Genomic DNA, 20,390 nt, shown 5'->3' with positions numbered 1-20,390 from the left:
CTAAGCTGCATACCTTGTATGAAAAACATCATAGCGTTTATTATCCTGTTGCTTCCAATGAGTTGCCTGGCACAATTTACAGTTTCGGGCCGGGTATTGAACCAGCCGGATACTAAGCCGCTTGCAAATGTGAGTGTATTTATAAGCAATGCTACTATAGGCACTAAAACCGCCGAAGATGGCAGGTTTATACTGCAAAACATTAAGCCTGGTAACTATGAGCTAATTATCTCGGCAATAGGTTATGATATCGAAAAAAAGAATATCGTTATTGAGGGTAACAATATTGTACTCCCTGATATCACTATATTCCCTAAAACAACATCGCTGAATGCTATAACTATTGTAGCTGCAAAAAGCGACCCGGATAGAAAACGCAATCTTGACCTTTTTAAAGACACATTCTTGGGCACTTCGGACTTAGCCAAGGAATGCAAAATATTAAACTCAGAATTGCTTGACCTGAATTACGATGATAAAAGCGGCATACTTACGGCATCGTCTGTTGATTTCCTGATCATAGAAAATAACGCCCTTGGTTACCGTATAAAGTACCTGCTTTCAAATTTTATGCTAAATAACCAGGATGAACGTAGCCGGTCGTTTGCCTATGCAGGGTCGGTTTTATTTGAACAGATGAAAGGTACTGCCGGGCAGCAAAAGGAATGGCAGGCCAGGCGATTGCAGGTGTATGAAGGGTCGCAAATGCACTTTTTGCGTGCCGCCATAAACAACCGTTTAGAGCAGGAAGGTTTTAGGGTATTAATGGTGCCAAACAATATACAAAGGCCGCCGGACACATTGATAAATGAAAAGATTAGGGTATATTCTATATTAAAAAATGACGACAAAAAATATAAAGACTCCTTAGCCTACTGGACAAAAAAAGCGAATTTGCCTAAGGTAACAAACAAAGTTATAGGTTACCCTTTAGGTAAAGACGATATCATAAACGCTACCAATAAACGTGGTTTATTTTCGCTCGGTTGTAGTAATGATGCTTTATATATTACTTATAGCAAAGCGCATAGGTTCTTCCCGGCTACAGTAAATGGCGTATCTGATGCAAGTAATACAGCTAATACATTAGTGCTATTTAATGAACCTTATACCTATTTTGACAGCAATGGAGCTATCCTTAACCCGCTTAGTTTAACCTACGATGGCGTATGGGTGCGTAATCGTTTAGCTGGTCTTTTACCTGTTGATTACGAACCTAAACAAACCAATACTTCAATCACAGATAGCACTCTTGTTAATACCATAATCCACAATTTATCAAGATATAACACGGGCCATTTAAATGAAAAAGTATATTTGCATTTTGATAAACCATACTATACCGCCAGGGATACTATGTACTTTAAAGCCTATGCTACTGTAGGTAGCAGCCATCTGCCTAACCCATTAAACGAGGTGCTGTACGTAGATATAGTGGGGCCAGGTAACAATGTTCAGCAATCTATAAAACTACAACTTTTGGATGGTGTGGCTTGGGGAGACTTTACCCTGCCAGATTCGCTTATACAAGGTAAGTACAGCGTAAGGGCCTATACCAAATTAATGAATGACGAGGATAAAAATGCCGTTTTTAATCAATCGGTAAGCATTGGTTCTGTGCATAACAAATTGATTTCATCTGTTGATAAAACTATAAAGACAGCTAAGCCTGACATACAGTTTTTTCCGGAAGGTGGCAGTTTAACAAATGGAGTTCGGTCAAAAGTGGCATTTAAAGCTGTGGATACAAATGGCTTAAGTATTGGGATAAAGGGTATAATACTTGATAATGATGGCAAACAAATAACCACATTTGAATCAACTCATTCAGGAATGGGCTACTTTTACCTGGAACCTAAAGAGAATAACGCCTACCACGCCAAAGTAGTCTATTTAAACGGGGGCGAGGATGAGGTAAATCTCCCGGTTTCCTCTGTAAGGGGAATCAATTTGGAGGTTAACGGCTTAACAAGGTCATACAGTGTAAAAATAACAGCTAACAAGGCGTTTTTACAGGAAAATAAGAACAAGCTTTATACATTAATAGTATTATCAGCAGACTCTGCACAGAGTTTAACCTGTAAGTTAGATAAATCAGAGATTAGCTTAGATGTTTTAAAAGATGACTTGCATACAGGCATTACTAAGTTTACCCTGTTTGCTTCAACAGGCGAACCTTTATGTGAGCGATTGGTCTTCGTTCAAAATAGTGATCAACTTAAAATCGAGCTCAAAACGTCTAACAGGAACTATGCTCCACGTGGTAAGGTTAGCGTCAATTTAAACGCTGTTGATGCCCGTGGAGCTTTTGCTAAAGCGAATTTTTCCGTGTCAGTAATAGATGAAGATAAGATACATCTAGTTGAAAATAGCGAATCAACGATAGTTAACAACTTGTTGTTTACCTCGGATATTAAAGGATATGTTGAGCAGCCGAATTATTACTTCAGCAATATTAACGACAAAACAGCAGCTGACCTTGATTTAGTGATGCTAACAAATGGTTATAGAAAGTTTGAGTGGAAGGCTATCCTGAACAATAAAGGCATATCAATTGACAATAAACCTGAGATCGGTTTACAAATAACCGGTCATGTTAAAAAGGGAGAAAAGACGGTTAATCTTGCTAAGGTCACTTTATTCACTAAAGATGCCGGGGGATTATTTTACAATACGCTCACCGATATAGATGGCAAATTTGTATTTAATAATTTAGCGTTTAAAGATACAGCCAAATTTGTTGTACGTGCCGTTACCGAAAAAAATGAAGACAATGTTAAAGTAGTATTAGACAAGTATATTGATACAAAAGTTTTTGTTCCTGCAAATAGTAACCCGGTTGCAATTAGTACCGACAGCTTAATAGGGTATACGCAAAGGAGTCAGCGTTTTTTTAATGAGAAGGCCAAATTTGGATTCAACACGGTTAACGAATTAAAAAGTGTAACTGTAAAAGCTAACAGAAATGCCAAAGACGATTTAGTACATTCACAAAACCTTAACGGAGCCGGTAATGCGGATCAGGTAATTGGCCCTAAACAGTTAGCAAAGCTGGACGGATATGCAAGCCTTTTTGATGCTTTGCGGGCTGTAGCTTTGTTTGTTGATTTTAACAATGATGGAAGGCTTGTTTCTAAACGTACTACAAAAAAAGTTGACGGCTCTGCCCCGGACTTAATGGCCATTATCGTAAATGGAACCTATATAGAAGATTTTACCTTTTTAAAAACCATTCAAACATATGATGTAGAGAGTGTGGAAATAATGCTTGGCCCTGCTTATGGGGCAGTGTATGGCAGCAGAGCTTCCGGAGGTGCAATTGTAGTGACCACTAAAGTTGGGCACAAGCAAATTTATAATAATTATTTCCCTAACGTTATTACGTATGCAGCAAATGGGTTTTATAAAGCCCGTGAATTTTACTCACCATTGTACGATAATCCAAAAACTAATACAGCTATTCCAGACTTAAGAAGCACTATTTATTGGAAACCCAATATTATTACCGACGCGAATGGCAATGCTACATTCGAGTACTTTAATGCCGACAGTAAAGGTACTTACCGTATTGTGGTAGAAGGCATAGATATAAATGGTAATTTAGGCAGGCAGGTATATAAGTATACAGTTGGTAATAATTTATAGCTAAACAATACAATTCCTAATAAATGGCATTCCCTCATTATAAACAACCCGACCAAATGGACTGTGGCCCAACGTGTTTACGTATGGTAGCTAAGTTTTACGGGCGCAATTTTAAATTGCAAACTTTAAGGCAACTGTGCGAGATCAATAGGGAAGGGGTATCATTATTAGGCATTAGTGATGCTTCAGAGAAGATCGGCTTTCGTTCGTTGGGAGCAAAGCTTAACCTTCAGGAGTTAAGAGATGCAGAACTGCCTTGTATATTGCATTGGCGGCAAAACCATTTTGTAGTACTTTATAAAATAAACGGAGGTAAATATTACATAGCAGACCCAGCAGATAACCTGATAGTTTTAAGTGAAGCTGAATTTATACGCAATTGGCTGGCTGATACCGACACTGGCGAAGGTATTGCTCTTTTATTAAGCCCAACGCCATCTTTTTATGAGAACGAGGACGAAAAGGGTGTGGCAATAAGCTGGGACTTTTTATTGCATTACCTGGTAATATATCGCAAGTTGGTGATACAATTGCTGTTTGGGTTAGGTATTGGTACGCTATTGCAATTAGTGGTGCCTTTTTTAACACAGTCAATAGTTGATATCGGTATCAATACGCGTAACCTTAACTTTATATATATCGTTATCACTGCCCAGGCACTGTTAATAATAGGCAGGGTAAGCGTGGAGTTTATACGGTCGTGGATATTGCTGCATATTAGTACACGTGTAAACGTATCTATTTTAACAGATTTTTTGATCAAGTTGATGAAACTGCCTATCAGCTTTTTTGATACCAAAATGACCGGGGATATCATGCAGCGTATGAACGATCAGCGCCGTATCGAAAGCTTCCTTACCGGGTCTACATTGAGTACTGCGTTTTCTATGTTTAACCTTATTGTTTTTTCGGTAGTACTAGCATATTATAACACTACTATATTTTTTGTTTACGCCGTTAGCAGTATGTTATACGTTGGCTGGATATTGGCCTTTCAAAGCAGGCGCAGGGCACTTAATTATAAAAGTTTTGAAATAGCATCCAAAAATCAAAGCAGCATTGTACAGCTTGTAAATGGCATGCAGGAAATAAAGCTAAACAACTGCGAACAGCAAAAACGTTGGGAGTGGGAGCACTTACAAGCACGGCTTTTTAAATTTAGTATAAAAGGCTTGGCACTAAATCAGTACCAGCAAGGGGGTTCAACCTTTATTAATGAATCTACTAATTTGCTTATCACTTTTTTAAGCGCTAAAGCGGTTATTGATGGAAATTTGACACTTGGGGCGATGATGGCCGTGCAATATATCATTGGCCAGTTAAATAGCCCTGTGCAACAGTTTTTAGGTTTTATACAAGGCTTTCAGGATGCTAAGATCAGTTTAGAACGTTTAAACGAAATCCACCAGATGACAGATGAAGAACCCGCGGAAAAGGAGTATAATCACACCTTACCTCAAAACCGCAGCATTAGTTTAAGCAATATTATGTTTAGGTATCCTGGTGCTGGTAACGAGCCGGTACTGAGAAATATCAGTTTAGATATTCCGCAAGGTAAAACTACCGCTATTGTAGGCATGAGTGGTAGCGGCAAAACTACTATACTAAAATTGCTATTACGGTTTTATGAACCTGAGAAAGGTGATATTAATGTAGGAGAACAACAACTCAGAAATATAGGGTTTAAAACATGGCGTGCGCATTGTGGCGTAGTTATGCAGGATGGTTTTATATTTTCGGATACTATAGAACATAATATAGCTGTGGGGGATGAATATCCCGATAAAACTAAATTGCAACACGCCATTAAAGTAGCCAACATTGGCGAATTTATAGATAGCCTGCCTTTAGGGTCAAAAACAAAAATAGGGGCCGAGGGTAATGGCATCAGTCAGGGTCAGCGGCAGCGTATGCTGATAGCACGTGCTGTATATAAAAACCCCGATTATATATTTTTTGACGAGGCAACCAATGCCCTTGATGCCAACAATGAATTGGTAATAATGAATAATTTACAGGAGTTTTTTACAGGCCGCACAGTTGTTGTTGTGGCCCACAGGTTAAGTACAGTTAGTAATGCCGATAATATCATAGTGCTTGATAAAGGACATATTACTGAACAGGGCACCCATAAACAGTTAATTGCAAACAAAGGAGATTACTATCGTTTAGTAAAGAACCAGTTAGAACTCGGAAACTGATCATATATTTTATTATAATGCCATCAATTTATACAGATAACAAGCAGAAGATACGCCATACCGACGATATGCAGGATATAATAACAGCAGTACCATCGTGGTTATTACGTTGGGGTATAGCTTTGTTTTTTTGTGTATTAGTGCTAATTGTAAGCATGTCTGCTTTAATACGCTACCCGGATATTATAAAAACACAATTAAAAATTGTATCACCTGATGTAGCAAAGCCTATTGTTCCTAAAGTTTCGGGTAAACTGGTAAAACTATTAGTTAATAATAATGACAATGTAGTGGTTGGACAGCCACTGGCTTATATCGAAAGTACGGCCAATCATTCAAAGGTTTTGCAATTATTAGTTAATTTAAAAAATCTTCAAAAGCAGGCAGTGCTTTCTCAGGAGTTAAGACGGTCGGGTTTTGATATGTATGACGAACTTGGAGAGCTACAAATAGCCTATCAACAATTCTCACAAGCATATATTTCCTATAAAGCGTCTACACAAAATGGCTTTTTAGTAAAAAAGAAATTGTTTTTACAACAGGATATTGCCGATTTAGACAGGCAAACCAAGCAATTACAGCAGGAGAAACAATTGCAGCAACGAGACCTCGCCCTCGCCGAGGATGAATACCGTATGCACAAAAAATTGGAGCAGCAAAAAGTAGAGACCCCTGCTGAGTTGCGGCAACAGGAGAGTAAGTATTTGGCAAAAAAAGCCCCTTTACTACAAACAGATGCCGCATTAATAACTGCAGGTAGTAATTATTTAGCCAAACAAAAAGAAATAATGGAACTTGATAACCAGGTTAATGAAGAAAGGTCTCGGTTTGAGCAAGCATTAAATAGTTTGATAAGCCAGGCCGAGGACTGGAAAAGCAAATATGTTTTAGTAGCCTCGCAACAAGGTAAAGTAACTTTTGCCGGGCTAATACAACAAAATCAGGTTGTTAACCCCGGCCAGGAGGTTTTTTATATTAACGCAGGTAATAACAATTACTTTGGAGAAATGACTATCCCTCAAAATAAGCTTGGTAAGGTAAAGCAAGGGCAGCAGGTATTAATAAAACTCAGGAGTTATCCTTTTGAAGAGTATGGAATGCTTAGAGGTAGCATAAGCGATATTGCTGATGTGCCATATCAGGACAGCGTCTTCATTTCAAAAGTGGCTTTAAGATCAAACAACTCATCAGATATGAAAAAGCCTATTCATTTAAAACAAGGGATGATAGCTGATGCCGAAATTGTTACTGAGGATGCTACTATATTACAAAGGCTAACCCGTAATATAATTAAAGTAATGCATAACAATTAATATGGCTAAAAAAGGGGATAGCTCTGTTATCCTTTTTTAGTTTTCAACGCCTTTGTTTTAATTGCTTTTGTCTCTTTTAACAGGTCATCATAGTTATAACATTTATCAAGCGGCAATGCAGGGTGATATTTAAGAGCAATGCGCATGGCTTTTAAGCCAGATATACCTTGCAGATCTTCTACTTCAAGCATCTCGATTTTTTTGTCAAGGATTTTTTTGGATTGCATAAACTTTACGTAGGTGAGGTACTCGCGTTCTTCATCCTTATTAGAATATACAATAGTGATTTTACCTATAGATGTAATACGCTCACTGGTGTTTTTAATAAAAGCTTTATCGATCCGTTTTTTTACAATTTCAAATCGTGCATTATATGTTCCATCTACATCAAAACGTTTTTCATCCATCCTAAAACGAATAGACATTAGCGTGCTGAACACCAATATCAGCGATGTTACTTCGAGGGGGTAAGGTAATTTTTTCTTTAGATGATGGTGTGCATATTCCATATCGCACAAAACCTGTAGCTGCCATAAGCGCAAGTCATACAAATTATTTATGGTAAAAGCCCGGTTTGGTGCAATAGATGCCCCTATATATAAGTTATGCTCAACGCCGTCTGTTTTAAAACGTTCGTAATAATGCGGAAATATGGCTTGTGCCTTAACCTGCCATTTATCCAGCATTATCGACATCTTATCGTTTATTATGGATACGGTGGTTTCATACATCTTTCGATGCTTATGAAAATCTCCTGTTAACGGTTCGGCATCTTTAAAATACTGGGTAACTGCGGTCTTAAAAGTAGAATCGTCATACTGCTTTAGCAGCGGATGTACCACGCCATCCAGGTAGTTTTGTATGGTTTGTTCTGTGTCGGCCCTCAAAGGGCTAGCTACATCTTTTGCAAACAAGCTAAGCGTTTCTGTTACTTGTTGTATTTCGCTATTTTTTTCTGCCTTTTGTATCTTTTTAATCAACTTTAATAAAGCAGCCACCTGGCTCTGCAAGTCAAGCTGCATACTGTTATTACGGGTTTCCGATGATCCTTTTATATCAATTTGCCCATATAAAGGATAAACATCTTTAAACATTACTTCTTTTAACGCGTACTCTTTATTTTGCTGCTCATACTCAATTGATTTTATTGCCTCACGCTTAAACTTCCAGTATACGCTTGGGTGTATAGTAGTATATTCGTTTTGTATAAGCGCCCTTATGTTATTTTGTGTAGATGTTAGCTGTCTGTCTATTGTATCGGCGATAAATGGCATTACCACATCTAACTGGTTAGCGTTAATGCTGTTTAACTCAGACGGGCGTTTTGATGCCAATTCTATAATCCCCAGTAAATGATCATTCTTTACAACGGGTGATAATATGAAACTCTTTATTTTTTGAGCCTTAAAACGCTGGGCTACTACATTTAGCGGGTCTTTGGCTAGTAGCTTACCCACATCCGAAACCGAGTAGTAAGATTTTCGTTCGACCATCGCTTCTAATGAAACTGAACAAATGGTATCATCGCAAGACTCCTCTATCTTATCAGACAACAGGAAGCTGTTGAATTGCTTGTTGAATGCGGGGATATTAAACTTATTCTCGTCTGCACTGTAAGCTGTAAATCCTATCTGCAAGTCGGGTATCTGGAATATCGACCGGAACACCGACAAAATTTCGTCCTTTATATTAGCTGATTGCTTAGTGCTTAACAAAGTGCCTTTTAAAGCCGAGACCGCATTTTCAATGGTAGCATCATAAAGGCTTACCAGTGCAAATCCCTTCATTATCCAACTCCCCGCCGGAAACATGCGTTTCCATAGTGCAAGGTCATCAAAGTTATCTCTTAACAGGTCAATATCTTCAGGTGTAAGCGCTACAGCCTGCGGAGTTGGCGTTAACTCCATAAAATCGCCATTATATAAAATCCGGTAATGCTTTATAATGCCTTCTTCATCAGGTATATCGTAATATAAAGGCTTCGAGAAATTAAAATGCCTGCCATAAAATTCGCTAAGGATAATACAGCAACTCATAATGTAAAACTGATGGTCACTAAAGTCCCTTATATTGATATCGAAGGACGGGCCCGCGGCCGAAATGATGTTTTTAAAACGCTGTGATTGATTGAACAAGATATCCTGAAAGGGAATGGTAACCGCTTTGATCTCGTTACGCGTAAGGGCATTAGGGAAAAGTTCGGCTAACAGGTTACATATAACATCCTCATTATCTTCTATTTGTTTTACGCTGGTTATACCATCTCTTAACTCGGGAAAGGGTTCTATTTCTTTTAAAACTGATCGAGCCCACTCCGCACGCAAACCGGTTTGGCAGGCAACCACGTTCTCCAAATGTTCTATTAGTAGGTGGAACGATATAACTATCTTGAAAGGATTATCAGAGTATTGCTGTAATTTCATTGATCAGGTTTGCAATATAAATCATTACAAAAGTAACACATCAATTCGATGCGCGTGCACCATGTTTAACTGCTGCGACCATGCAAACACCGTAAATTGCCCGTCTTGTGATGCTACAAGCGCTACGGCATCATGTTGGTCGTTTACAAATTGAGCGGCGGCTAAATGCCTGCTACCACCATTTTGGGCCGGGTGTACTCTTATCGCCTTTCCATCGGCTACAGGTTCGGTAATAATTATCTCTCCAACAGGCGTGCTGTTTTTTGACCGGGCAGCCTTGGCACCAAATGCCAGCAGGTCGTATTTGTCAGTAATAATAGTAGCGCCATCAACCGCTGTAAAGCCGCCAATAAGGTCAATAGCTTGTAACAACGATTCCTGCCACTCTAATTTTTTGCGCTCAGGCTCGCTTAACATTAACAGGTCGGCAATGGCGTTGTAAGGTGGTTTTACCGGGTATTTTACTGGGTTAACTATAGACTCCTGCCATTTTGTTGTGCCTGTAGGTACAATTAAAACCAGGCCACCACGGCCATGTAAACGCATTGATGCAGCCAATTGTACCAGTACGTTAAAAGATTCGCCCATGTAGGATGGCAGGGGCATATTGTTTAGTGAAGTAAGCAAGGCAGGGCAATCGGCCACACCCATAGTTACTTCGTCAAGTACTTTAATATTATCGCCCTGTAAAACAGCTATATTTACAAACTTTCCAAATCCGTCTACACGGCGATGCTTTATCACCAATAGCCCCGGCTCAACTACTTCAAGTACAAAGCAAATAGCGGGTATTGTATGTGTGGTACCCCATATAAAAATGTCATCCCCTTCGGGCCAAACGCCAAGGTGTATACCAGGCTGTTCCACGGCGGGAGCAAGCTTAATAAGATTTTGAGGTGTTAAGCGTAACTTTTGTCCAAGTATTAGGGGTTTTTCTGATTCGGTTGGTTGTAGTAGCGCAAGCGATATAAGCGGCGATTTGCCTTCTTCTCGTCTTAAACTGGCCCAGAATGCAATATCTATTACCGCTTCTATTATTGTACTAACCGGGGCCGAGGCAATGTTATGATCGCGTATTTGTTGCGCTGCCAATTGATGCTTTTTAAAATGCGTTTCAATTGTATGGGCAACCATGCGTGCAGGAAGATAGGTAGGCTCAGATAACATTAACGTTAATTATTATACAATAATACTCAATAACTAAATAGCTGCATCTATCAATATAATTTATGACGTTTAAAGAACTTAAAAAAAGCTATTTTTCAAAATATCTGTCAAACTGTTACTGACCTTGTCATCAGATTGTTGAATTTGATTTTAAGCAGGAATTGATGTGGCATAGCGCCATGCTTTAACGAATTATAAAACAATTAATAAAGCAAATAGGTATGGTTTATTGGCTAACATCACGTATAATCGCTAAAATTAATAATTATATTTATCGCACTGCTGTATTATCGATACATATAGGCAGTATAATGATGGTATTAATAATACATTTTTATCTAAACTACACCTATGAACTATCATAAATTGCTCGAAAAAGTTAACGAGTATACTTTGGCCTATTACAAGATGCACGATGATTCAAGGCTGCATTATCATAATTCAAAGCACACCAAATATGTGGTTGATAAGGCAACACAAATTGCTAATCATTATCAATTAAGCGATGATGACTTTTTTATAGTACTGTCTGCCGCCTGGTTTCATGACCTTGGCTATATGGTCGACCTTCAAAATCACGAAGAGGAAAGCGCGAGCATTGCCGAAAACTTCTTTAAAGACAATAAAGCCAAAGAATCTGAGGTGGCTGCTATTAAGGAATGTATTGTGGCCACAAAAATGCCACAGGCACCGGCAAACTTATTACAGCAAATTATATGTGATGCTGACCTATACCATTTAGGCACAGAAGACTTTTTTGATAAGGATAAACAACTTTTTAAAGAAGTTAGGGTTTTGTATAATCCTGATTTGAGTAAGTTGGACTGGCGCCGCAAAAGCATTAAGTTTTTAGAAGAGCACCATTACCATACAGATTATTGCCGCCTGTTATTAAATAGCGGTAAAACGCAAAATATTACTTTGCTGCAAACTAAAGTAGATACTTCGGTGAATAAAAATGACGAAGAAACCGTTGTTGTTCAACCTGCTTCAGGAAATGATCAGGATATTAAGGCTGAGAAAAAGAAGAAATCGGAGCGCCCCGAAAAAGGTATCGAAACGATGTTCAGGATAAGTTCGAGCAACCATCAAAGGTTAAGCGACATGGCCGATAATAAGGCCCATATCATGATAACGGTCAACTCAATTATTTTATCGGCAATAATTAGTTTGTTGCTGCGCAAGCTAACCGAGTATGAATATCTGTCGATACCTACTTTTATATTTTTGTGTGTGAGTTTGCTGGCCATGACTTTCTCTATACTTGCAACGCGCCCATCTATCCCCGAAGGAACATTTTCAATTGAGGATGTAGATACAAAAAAGGTTAATTTGTTGTTTTTTGGTAATTTCTACCGCATGTCTTTAGAAGATTATAAATACGGTATGGGCAAAATGATGGAAGACCGGGAATTTTTATACGGTAGCTTAATACGCGACGTATACGCCCAGGGTGTTGTTTTGGGAAAAAAATATCGTTTGCTGCGTATAGCGTATAACATTTTTATGTTTGGGCTTATTATCTCGGTATTAGCTTTTATAATTGCATCGGCTACCTACAGACATAAGTAGTATTTATGCATCTACAGTATTTTAATCGTGATATTAGCTGGCTTACCTTTAACGAACGCGTACTTAACGAAGCGGAGAATAAAGAGGTTCCGTTAATTGAGCGCATTAATTTTTTAGCTATCTATTCATCAAATCTTGATGAATTTTACCGTGTGCGTATGCCGGTACTTAGAGCCCTCAAAAAAATAAGCGAAAAGGAAGAAAGCAAGATAAATGCTGACGAGCAAGCAACACTCCTGAACCAGGCCAACGATATCATACTTAAGCAGCAAATAAAGTACGGTAAAATATTAACTACTGAGTTGCTACCGCTGTTAAAAGAAAATAATATTACACTTTTATATAACCAGCCCTTACCTGATAGCATAGCCGGGCAGGTGAGTAATTACTTTCTGTCGGAAGTTTTGGCTTATTTACAACCCGTACAGTTAGACGCCGACAGCAGTTTTTTCCCTGAGAATAATAAGTTGTATTTTATTATACAGCTGATAACTGCCAGTGGTGTTGAAAAGCAAATGCTGCTTAATATTCCATCTGACGAGTTGCCGAGATTTTTATCGGTTAAGCAAGATGCCGAACAGTACATTTTATTTTTAGATGATATTATCCGTTTTAACCTGGATAAGTTATTTGTTGGTTACATAATTAACGGCTGCTATAGTATAAAAGTAACCCGCGATGCAGAACTTGATCTTAAAGATGAATATGCCGGCGACCTGTCTGAACAGATAGAAAAGCAATTAAATAAACGCGATATGGGCTTGGCCACCCGCTTTTTATACTCAGGCGATATGCCGTTGGATGTTCTGCAACTCGCAAGCGCAAACCTGGACCTGCAGAAAGCTACACTGGTAGAGGGAGGCAGGTATCATAATTTAAAAGACTTATCATCATTACCTGTTAATAACCCTGCTTTACAATATGATAAATGGCCGGCTATAAGCCCGCAGCAAATTTTAATAAGCCAACCTCTTGCTGTAACCATTGCGCAGGGAGATATTTTAATAAATACACCTTATCAATCGTATAGCACCATTTTGCGGTTTTTTAATGAAGCCGCTAACAACCCCGATGTAGAAGAAATAAATGTTACACTTTATAGGGTAGCCAGTAACTCACGCATTGTTAATGCCTTAATAAGCGCCGCTAAGAACGGCAAAAAAGTGAGGGTAGTGGTAGAGCTTAAGGCCCGTTTTGATGAAGCCAATAACCTTAAATGGGCTAAAAAAATGAAAAGCGCAGGTGTTGAGATCATTTACAGTGTAACTGCATTAAAGGTGCATGCTAAGATCGCGCTTGTTAAAACGCGCCATGGTAACAGGCTAAGTTACTCGGGCTTGCTTGCTACCGGTAATTTAAACGAAGGCACCGCCCGGTTTTATACCGACCATGTTTTACTTACCACCAATCATGATCTGTTACGCGAGCTTGAATTATTATTTATTTTCTTAGCCAAGCGCGAAAAGCCATCCTCATCTAACCCGATTCAGTTTAACCATATATTGGTAGCACAGTTTAACCTGCAAACAAGGTTTTTAGAGTTGATAGATAGAGAAATAAATTTAGCCAAGCAGGGCCTACCTGCTGTTATAACTATCAAAATGAACAACCTGGAAGAGAAAGTGATGATAAATAAGCTTTACGAGGCATCGCAGGCGGGTGTTAAAATATCGCTTATTATACGTGGTATATGCTGCCTGGTGCCCGGAGTTGTTGGTATGAGCGAAAATATTACCATAAAGCGTATTGTAGACCGTTACCTGGAACATGGCCGCGTATTTATATTCAATAATAACGGCAACCAGGAAGTGTTTTTAGGGTCGGCTGATTGGATGAACCGGAATATATATCATCGTATAGAAGTATGCTTCCCTGTCTATAACGATGCAATTAAACAAGAATTAATAAAGTTGATAGATTATCAATTAAATGATAATGTACAGGCAGTAATGATAGACGAGCATTTTAACCAGGTTAAACCTGTTTTAAAGGGTGAAGCTATACAATCGCAAAAAGCTATTTATCACTATTTAAGCGGTAAATATTCATTATAAATAAACTACCATGAAAAAAACATCTGTGATATTTTGCTTATTGATAGGCATTATTGGCTCATCATGCAGCCAAACAAAAAAGCAATCGGCTAAAAACCCGCCAGGATATGATCTGAATAACCCGGTAAAGTATAACATGCCTGCGGAATTGCTGGAAATATCGGGCATTGCCTTTAACCAGGGTGATAATGCAACTATATATGCCGAGCAGGACGAGGATGGTAACATCTATTCGTTTAAGCCGGGCGATACGCAAGTTAAGCAGGCTAAATTTGGCAAGCATGGCGATTATGAGGATGTAGCAGTAGCTAATAACTACGCCGTTATACTACGAAGCGACGGTACTTTATTTAGTTTCCCTTTAGCGCAGGTTGCAGCGGGCCAAATCACCAGTATAAACGAGCAAAAAAGTTTTTTACCAAAAGGCGAGTACGAAGGCTTGCATGCTGATGTATTTACAGGTAAATTGTATGCTTTATGCAAGCAGTGCCCGGGCGGTAACCATGCTAAAGAGTGTAATGGTTATATTTTAAATTTGGCTGCTGATGGTACTATAACCCAAAGTGGTGAATTTAGTATCGACGTAAAAAAAATAATCGACATTGCGGGTAAAGGCAAAATGAAATTTCATCCATCCGCGTTAGCTAAAAACCCGCTAACAAAGCAATGGTATATTTTATCGTCGGTAAATAAATTACTGGTAGTGGCCGACGAAAACTTTAACGTTCAGCAAGCCTACCCCTTAAATTCCGGCTTTTTACAGCCCGAGGGAATGGCTTTTGATAAACAAGGAAACTTGTATATATCTAATGAGGGCGATACCGCGTCGCCCGGAAACATATCGCTTTTTAAATACGTAAAAAAATAATAAAGGCTTAATCCTAAACCTCTTATCCGATGCTTAAAAGACTTATACCCCTGGCCGCATTATTCACCGGTATATCATCATTAACAGTAGCACAACAATCAACGTCGCCCGAGCCTGTATTTCGCGATAGTGTTGTAGTAAAAGTGCACCCGTCCTATAATAAAGTTAGCGGCACACATAAATGGTTTTTTGGTAAAAACTACCGTAAAGAGTGGGCAACAGCAGTAAAATTGCCTGTTATCAAAATATCCGAAGTTTACGGCGGCCTTACTCCCGAAAAGGAGGGCGGCGGTATGCAGTCAAAATCGTTACGGTTAAAAGATAAAAGCGGCAAAGAGTGGGTGATACGCACAGTAGAGAAAACACCTGATAAGTTATTACCCGAAAATTTACGCGAGACCTTTGTGGTTGACTGGCTGGATGATGCGCTTAGCGGGCAACACCCATTTTCAGCTTTAGTAGTACCGCCCATGGCTAAAGCAGCCGGGGTACCCCACGCCAACCCGGTAATAGGAATAATTGCCGACGATGAAGCATTGGGAGAATACCGAAAGATATTTGCCAACAGAGTGTGCCTGCTTGAAGAGCGTGAGCCGATAGGCGATTCGGATAATACACTTAAGATGCTTGACAACCTGGTAAAAGATAATGATAACCGGTTTGATGGTGAAGCGTTTTTACGCGCACGTATGCTTGATATGCTGCTTGGCGATTGGGACAGACACGAAGACCAGTGGCGGTGGGCGGTTACCAAAAAGGATAAAAGCAAATATTACACAGGAGTGCCGCGAGATCGTGACCAGGTATTTCACCTGGAGCAGGGCCTCTTCCCCGATATTGCTGCGCAGCCATGGATAGACCCCTTATTGGGCGATTTTACAAGGCAGCCATCTATGAAGTATGGTATTTATAAATCGCGCTTTATTAACGCTTACCCCGATTTTCAGATGAGCTACGAGCAATGGATGAAAGTAGTAAATGAATTTGTTGCTGCCGAGACTGATGCCGTACTTGAAGAGGGCTTAAGAAGACTACCTATAGAAACCTATAAAATGGGGCACAAGGAGTTATTTAGCATACTAAAGGCCCGCCGCGATAGTTTGCCAACTGTTATGGCAAACTATTACCGCTTTATTAACGGGGTGGTAGACTTGCGTATTAGCGATAAAAACGAATTAGTTAATATAACCGATGCGCCAAATAATGGCCTTAATATCACCATAAATAAAATTAATAAGGAAGGCGAAGTAAAAGATACTATACTGTCGCATACTTACAATGCCGATATCACAAAGGAGATAAGGCTATTTGCGGGCGGAGGGGACGACCAAATAAAAATTAATACTACCAAATCGCCTATAAGGGTAAGAGTTGTTGGGGGAGAGGGTAAAAAACTGTATGATGTTACAGGGGCTGCAAATAAGGTTAAGGTTTATGATACACCAAATGCAAAATTTACGGGCCAAACAGATCGTGTAAGTAAACATTTATCTGCCGATACCACTAACACGCGCTTCCTTTCTACAAACTTATATAACGTTTGGATGCCTCTTGCAACAGCGGGCTTAAATGCCGATGATGGGTTTTTACTTGGTTTGGGGTTTAAATACACTAAAACGGATGGTTTTAGAAAATTGCCTTATACCAGTGTGCAACAATTAATGCTTACCCATGCCTTTGCAACCGATGCGTTTAGAATACGCTATAACGGCGAATGGATACAAGCTTTAGGCAATGCCGATTTTACATTACAGGGTGTGGTTAATGCCCCTGATAATACGGTGAACTTTTTTGGTTTGGGTAACCAAACACCACTAATTAAAATAGATAATTACCGCCGCTTTTACCGCACAAGGTTTAATACTTACCAGTTAGACCCGGCCGTTCGCTTTCATACCGGTAAAAACGCTACTATAAGTGTTGGTCCGTCATTACAATTTTACCAGTTAAGTTTTGATGATAATAAGGGCCGTTTTATTAATAACTCTTCGCAGATCGGGTCGTATGATAGCTTAACGGTTGATAAGGGAAAAGCGCATGCGGGTGTAGTTATCAACTTAAATAGCAACCAGCGTAATGCAGGCATTTTGCCAACCAAGGGTTATTATATCAATATCAATTTGTCGGCTTACAAAGGCTTAAATGGGTATTCAGAATCATTTGCCCAGCTAAGGCCGGAGGTTACCTTTTATCAAAAAATAAATGCTACAGGCACTATCGTTCTATCTGACAGAATTGGCGGTGGCGTAAGCGTGGGCAAACCGGCTTTTTACCAGTCGATGTTTTTAGGAGGGCAGGGTAATTTATTGGGTTACTTGCAGTATCGTTTTGCAGGTAAACACATGGTATACAACAACCTGCAGGCCCGTATAAAACTGGCCAATATTGCCAGTTATATTGTACCGGGCCAGTTAGGTATAAGCGGATTTTATGATACCGGCCGGGTTTGGATCGAAAATGACAGATCGGATAAATGGCACCAGGGTGTTGGTGGCGGTTTGTACTTTGCGCCAGCAGGTTTAACAATTTTACAGGTATTGGCCGGTCATTCAGAAGAAGGCTGGTACCCCTATGTATCGCTTAACTTTAGAATATAATTATATATATGAAGTATACAGATATAGAGCTTGTAAATAATGAAACAAGCCACAGCTTTGAGATTTTTATAGATGACCACCGGGCGTTTATTGATTATAAACAAAAGGGCGACCATGTTTACCTGATACACACTGAGGTGCCTGTAGAGCTAAGGGGAAGGGGTATAGCCGACGCTTTGGTAGAAAAGACACTCAAGTACCTTGAGCAGCATCAACTTAAATTAATTCCCTTATGCGTGTTTGTTCAGGCCTATTTAAAACGATACCCTGAGTGGGATAAATTGCTTTTGGCCCATTAAAAGCAAAAAAGGTATAGCGTGCACTATACCTTTTTTGTTTTACAAAGAATGTGGTTTATTATTTCTGCATAACCATTACGCCATTCATTAATAGCGTGCTACCGCCATCGGCTACAATGTTGTATACCTTTTGGGTGCCACCAGCTTGTTCGCATTTTATTAAAACGGTGTAAGGTTCATACTTGCCTGTTTGTTCGTTAAGGCATAGTACTTGCTGGCCCTGTGCTATATCACCAATTTTTTGATTACCTTGCTTTGTAAGCATAGGATGGTTTGGTGTAGCCTGTAATACTTTGCTGTTTAACAGCACATTATAGCCGGCTTTTGTAGTTTTAGTTTTTGCAGATACCAATACAAGGCGTGTTAAAGCATAGTTTTTAGCCTCGTGCGTGGTAAGCTCTTTTACTTTAACGGCCGAGGCTATTTTAGTAACCGGGTCTATAGTTATTACGGCATCGCCGCTTTTAACGTCTTTTAATTGCTTTTTAGCGCCGCTTGCCATAGTTACCAACTCCTCGCCGGGGAAACAGATATCATTACCATAGGTAGCCGATTCCTCTTTCATATCCTTGCCACCATTTAAAATCTTATACTGCTGAAAGCTCAACTCCTTTGATAGAATATAAGATAGCTTTAGGATAAAGTTGGTTTCAACCTTATTAATGTCGTCTATATCCTGAAAGTATTGGGCCCAAACTTTGGCATCAGCGGTAAAGTCCGGCACAAGGGCTTTATAAAGCTTTCCTTTTTCATTGGTGTAAAAAACCATCAGGCCAATTTCCTGCATGCCCTCTTTGGCCACCAGTTTGTATAGGTCTATACGTTTTTTTAACCCATCAGCACCGGTAACAAAGTAAGGTTTGCGGCCCTCATAACGGTCAAGCACGTAAGCATTATCAAACTTAACGTAAGTATCTTTGTCTAAATCGGCAATGGTATAGGTTTGAGCTTTTTTGTACTCGTCTATAGTAAGCGGTCGCGGGTTTACCGTTTGGGCTTTGCTTATTAGTATCGATCCTGTTAAAAGTAAAGTAAGTGTTAGTCCTTTGTAGTTCATTCTTTAGTAAATATGCTGTTATGATAATTGTTTAAATGCTTCTGCAAAAGCTTCCATTTCGTCCATGCGGCCAATGCTTACACGGCACCACTCTTTGCCGTTAAATTGCCAGTTACGCACACCTACACTGCGTTTCATCATTTCCATAGTAAACTTTTTGCTATCCATTTTTAGCGGAAACATCACAAAATTAGCAGACGACGGGATGTATTCATACCCTTCTTTTTTTAGTACCGAGTAAAGGTATTCTTTGCTTTCATTTGTCTTTTTAAGCGCTTCTGTTAAAAAGTCTGTCTCGCGGTAGGCGGCAAGTGCTGCGGCTAAGGTTGGCCCGCTAACGTTAAAGCCCTTACTCGAGTATTTTTTTAATGCATCAAGCGTTTGTGGTTGGGCTATTATATATCCTAAACGTAAGCCTGCAAAGCCGTATAGTTTAGAGAAGGTACGCGCAACTATAATATTACTTCCGGTTTTTATTTGGCTGATCATGGTAGTGCCTTGTGGGTCAGGCAGGTAATCAATGTAAGCTTCGTCAACAAAAACCATTGTTTTTTTAGATACACGCTCGCAAAAGGCCTTCAGTTTTGCAGTATCAACAACCGTAGCGGTAGGGTTATTTGGGTTACATACATATACCAAACCGGTATTAGCATCTACTTTAGCCTCCATAGCGTCAAGATCCAGCTTGTAATCGGCTGTAAGGGGTACTTTTACCCATTTACCCTCAAACTCTTCTGCACATGTTGGCAGGTCATCGTAAGATGGGTCGCCAGTTATTACGGTTTTACCGCCTTTTGTATAATACATGGCAGCAGCATGCAACAACGGGGTTGAGCCTGAATCTAAAAGGATGTTTTTTTGCATTATACCCTCATAAGCAGCTATTTTACCACTCAGTTGCGACATTTGCATAAAAGGATATTGGTAGCTTTTGTCTAATGCTTCGGCCATTGCTTTTTTGGCAGCAGGCGATGGACCAAACGGGTTTTCGTTGGCTAAGAGCCTGGCTTTTAAATCGTAAGGGCCGCTTAAAACGGCTTCTTCGTCGGTAATAGCGCGTGGCGATGGTTTAAACACTTTTGTTGGCATTGCCGCCAGCTTACTTATAGTTCCTGAGAAAAATGCCAGTCCCCCGGCCATGAAAGCGCTGGATCTGATCCAGTTTCTGCGGTTAATTGAATTTGCCATTGTGAT

General features: G+C 39.5%; 12 protein-coding genes. 8 read left to right on the top strand and 4 right to left on the bottom strand.

The window, feature by feature from the left end; all coding sequences use genetic code 11:
• Positions 1 to 18 precede the first annotated feature (18 nt).
• From FFF34_006525 to FFF34_006515, 3 genes are read left to right on the top strand one after another with little or no spacing between them, the layout of a single operon-like run.
• On the top strand, positions 19 to 3,645 hold the full coding sequence (locus FFF34_006525) for a hypothetical protein (GenBank protein TSD67049.1): 3,627 nt from the start codon (positions 19 to 21) through the stop codon (positions 3,643 to 3,645).
• Between the two features lie 23 nt (positions 3,646 to 3,668).
• Entirely contained in the window at positions 3,669 to 5,846 is a 2,178-nt protein-coding gene (locus FFF34_006520) for a peptidase domain-containing ABC transporter (protein TSD67048.1), read from the top strand.
• Between the two features lie 17 nt (positions 5,847 to 5,863).
• Positions 5,864 to 7,159 (top strand): HlyD family efflux transporter periplasmic adaptor subunit, encoded by a 1,296-nt coding sequence (locus FFF34_006515; protein ID TSD67047.1) that lies wholly within the window; start codon positions 5,864 to 5,866, stop codon positions 7,157 to 7,159.
• Between the two features lie 26 nt (positions 7,160 to 7,185).
• Here the strand turns inward: FFF34_006515 and FFF34_006510 are convergent, their stop codons facing one another.
• Positions 7,186 to 9,582: a CBS domain-containing protein gene (locus FFF34_006510; protein TSD67046.1), complete on the bottom strand. Its 2,397-nt coding sequence runs from the start codon at positions 9,580 to 9,582 to the stop codon at positions 7,186 to 7,188.
• A 24-nt stretch (positions 9,583 to 9,606) separates the two neighbouring features.
• On the bottom strand, positions 9,607 to 10,749 hold the full coding sequence (locus FFF34_006505; protein TSD67045.1) for a hypothetical protein: 1,143 nt from the start codon (positions 10,747 to 10,749) through the stop codon (positions 9,607 to 9,609).
• 351 nt (positions 10,750 to 11,100) lie between these two features.
• Between FFF34_006505 and FFF34_006500 the strand changes: the two genes are divergently transcribed.
• The 5 genes from FFF34_006500 to FFF34_006480 are packed head-to-tail and all read left to right on the top strand — an operon-like array spanning position 11,101 to position 18,139.
• Positions 11,101 to 12,321 carry an HD domain-containing protein gene (locus FFF34_006500; protein TSD67044.1) on the top strand — a complete coding sequence of 407 codons (1,221 nt, stop codon included), beginning with the start codon at positions 11,101 to 11,103 and terminating at the stop codon, positions 12,319 to 12,321.
• Positions 12,322 to 12,326: 5 nt separating this feature from the next.
• Entirely contained in the window at positions 12,327 to 14,375 is a 2,049-nt protein-coding gene (gene ppk1 / locus FFF34_006495; protein ID TSD67043.1) for a polyphosphate kinase 1, read from the top strand.
• 10 nt (positions 14,376 to 14,385) lie between these two features.
• Positions 14,386 to 15,243 carry an SdiA-regulated family protein gene (locus FFF34_006490; protein TSD67042.1) on the top strand — a complete coding sequence of 286 codons (858 nt, stop codon included), beginning with the start codon at positions 14,386 to 14,388 and terminating at the stop codon, positions 15,241 to 15,243.
• Between the two features lie 29 nt (positions 15,244 to 15,272).
• Positions 15,273 to 17,840, top strand: a complete 2,568-nt coding sequence (locus FFF34_006485) for a BamA/TamA family outer membrane protein (GenBank protein TSD67041.1) — start codon at positions 15,273 to 15,275, stop codon at positions 17,838 to 17,840.
• A gap of 8 nt (positions 17,841 to 17,848) precedes the next feature.
• A complete protein-coding gene (locus FFF34_006480) occupies positions 17,849 to 18,139 on the top strand; it encodes an N-acetyltransferase (protein TSD67040.1) in 291 nt (96 codons plus the stop codon).
• Positions 18,140 to 18,197: 58 nt separating this feature from the next.
• Here FFF34_006480 and FFF34_006475 read toward each other — a convergent pair whose 3' ends face one another.
• A complete protein-coding gene (locus tag FFF34_006475; GenBank protein TSD67039.1) occupies positions 18,198 to 19,196 on the bottom strand; it encodes a hypothetical protein in 999 nt (332 codons plus the stop codon).
• A gap of 18 nt (positions 19,197 to 19,214) precedes the next feature.
• A complete protein-coding gene (locus FFF34_006470) occupies positions 19,215 to 20,384 on the bottom strand; it encodes a histidinol-phosphate aminotransferase family protein (protein TSD67038.1) in 1,170 nt (389 codons plus the stop codon).
• Positions 20,385 to 20,390 lie beyond the last annotated feature (6 nt).

Source organism: Inquilinus sp. KBS0705 (genome assembly GCA_005938025.2).
GTDB lineage: Bacteria > Bacteroidota > Bacteroidia > Sphingobacteriales > Sphingobacteriaceae > Mucilaginibacter.
This window is presented reverse-complemented; position numbering and strand designations above follow the sequence as displayed.

What these genes read in the sequence shown, in the direction of transcription:
- FFF34_006525 (TSD67049.1), top strand. Translation starts at nt 19, where the DNA reads ATGAAAAACATCATAGCGTTTATTATCCTGTTGCTTCCAATGAGTTGC.
- FFF34_006520 (TSD67048.1), top strand. Translation starts at nt 3,669, where the DNA reads ATGGCATTCCCTCATTATAAACAACCCGACCAAATGGACTGTGGCCCA.
- FFF34_006515 (TSD67047.1), top strand. Translation starts at nt 5,864, where the DNA reads ATGCCATCAATTTATACAGATAACAAGCAGAAGATACGCCATACCGAC.
- FFF34_006510 (TSD67046.1), bottom strand. Translation starts at nt 9,582, where the DNA reads ATGAAATTACAGCAATACTCTGATAATCCTTTCAAGATAGTTATATCG.
- FFF34_006505 (TSD67045.1), bottom strand. Translation starts at nt 10,749, where the DNA reads ATGTTATCTGAGCCTACCTATCTTCCTGCACGCATGGTTGCCCATACA.
- FFF34_006500 (TSD67044.1), top strand. Translation starts at nt 11,101, where the DNA reads ATGAACTATCATAAATTGCTCGAAAAAGTTAACGAGTATACTTTGGCC.
- ppk1 (TSD67043.1), top strand. Translation starts at nt 12,327, where the DNA reads ATGCATCTACAGTATTTTAATCGTGATATTAGCTGGCTTACCTTTAAC.
- FFF34_006490 (TSD67042.1), top strand. Translation starts at nt 14,386, where the DNA reads ATGAAAAAAACATCTGTGATATTTTGCTTATTGATAGGCATTATTGGC.
- FFF34_006485 (TSD67041.1), top strand. Translation starts at nt 15,273, where the DNA reads ATGCTTAAAAGACTTATACCCCTGGCCGCATTATTCACCGGTATATCA.
- FFF34_006480 (TSD67040.1), top strand. Translation starts at nt 17,849, where the DNA reads ATGAAGTATACAGATATAGAGCTTGTAAATAATGAAACAAGCCACAGC.
- FFF34_006475 (TSD67039.1), bottom strand. Translation starts at nt 19,196, where the DNA reads ATGAACTACAAAGGACTAACACTTACTTTACTTTTAACAGGATCGATA.
- FFF34_006470 (TSD67038.1), bottom strand. Translation starts at nt 20,384, where the DNA reads ATGGCAAATTCAATTAACCGCAGAAACTGGATCAGATCCAGCGCTTTC.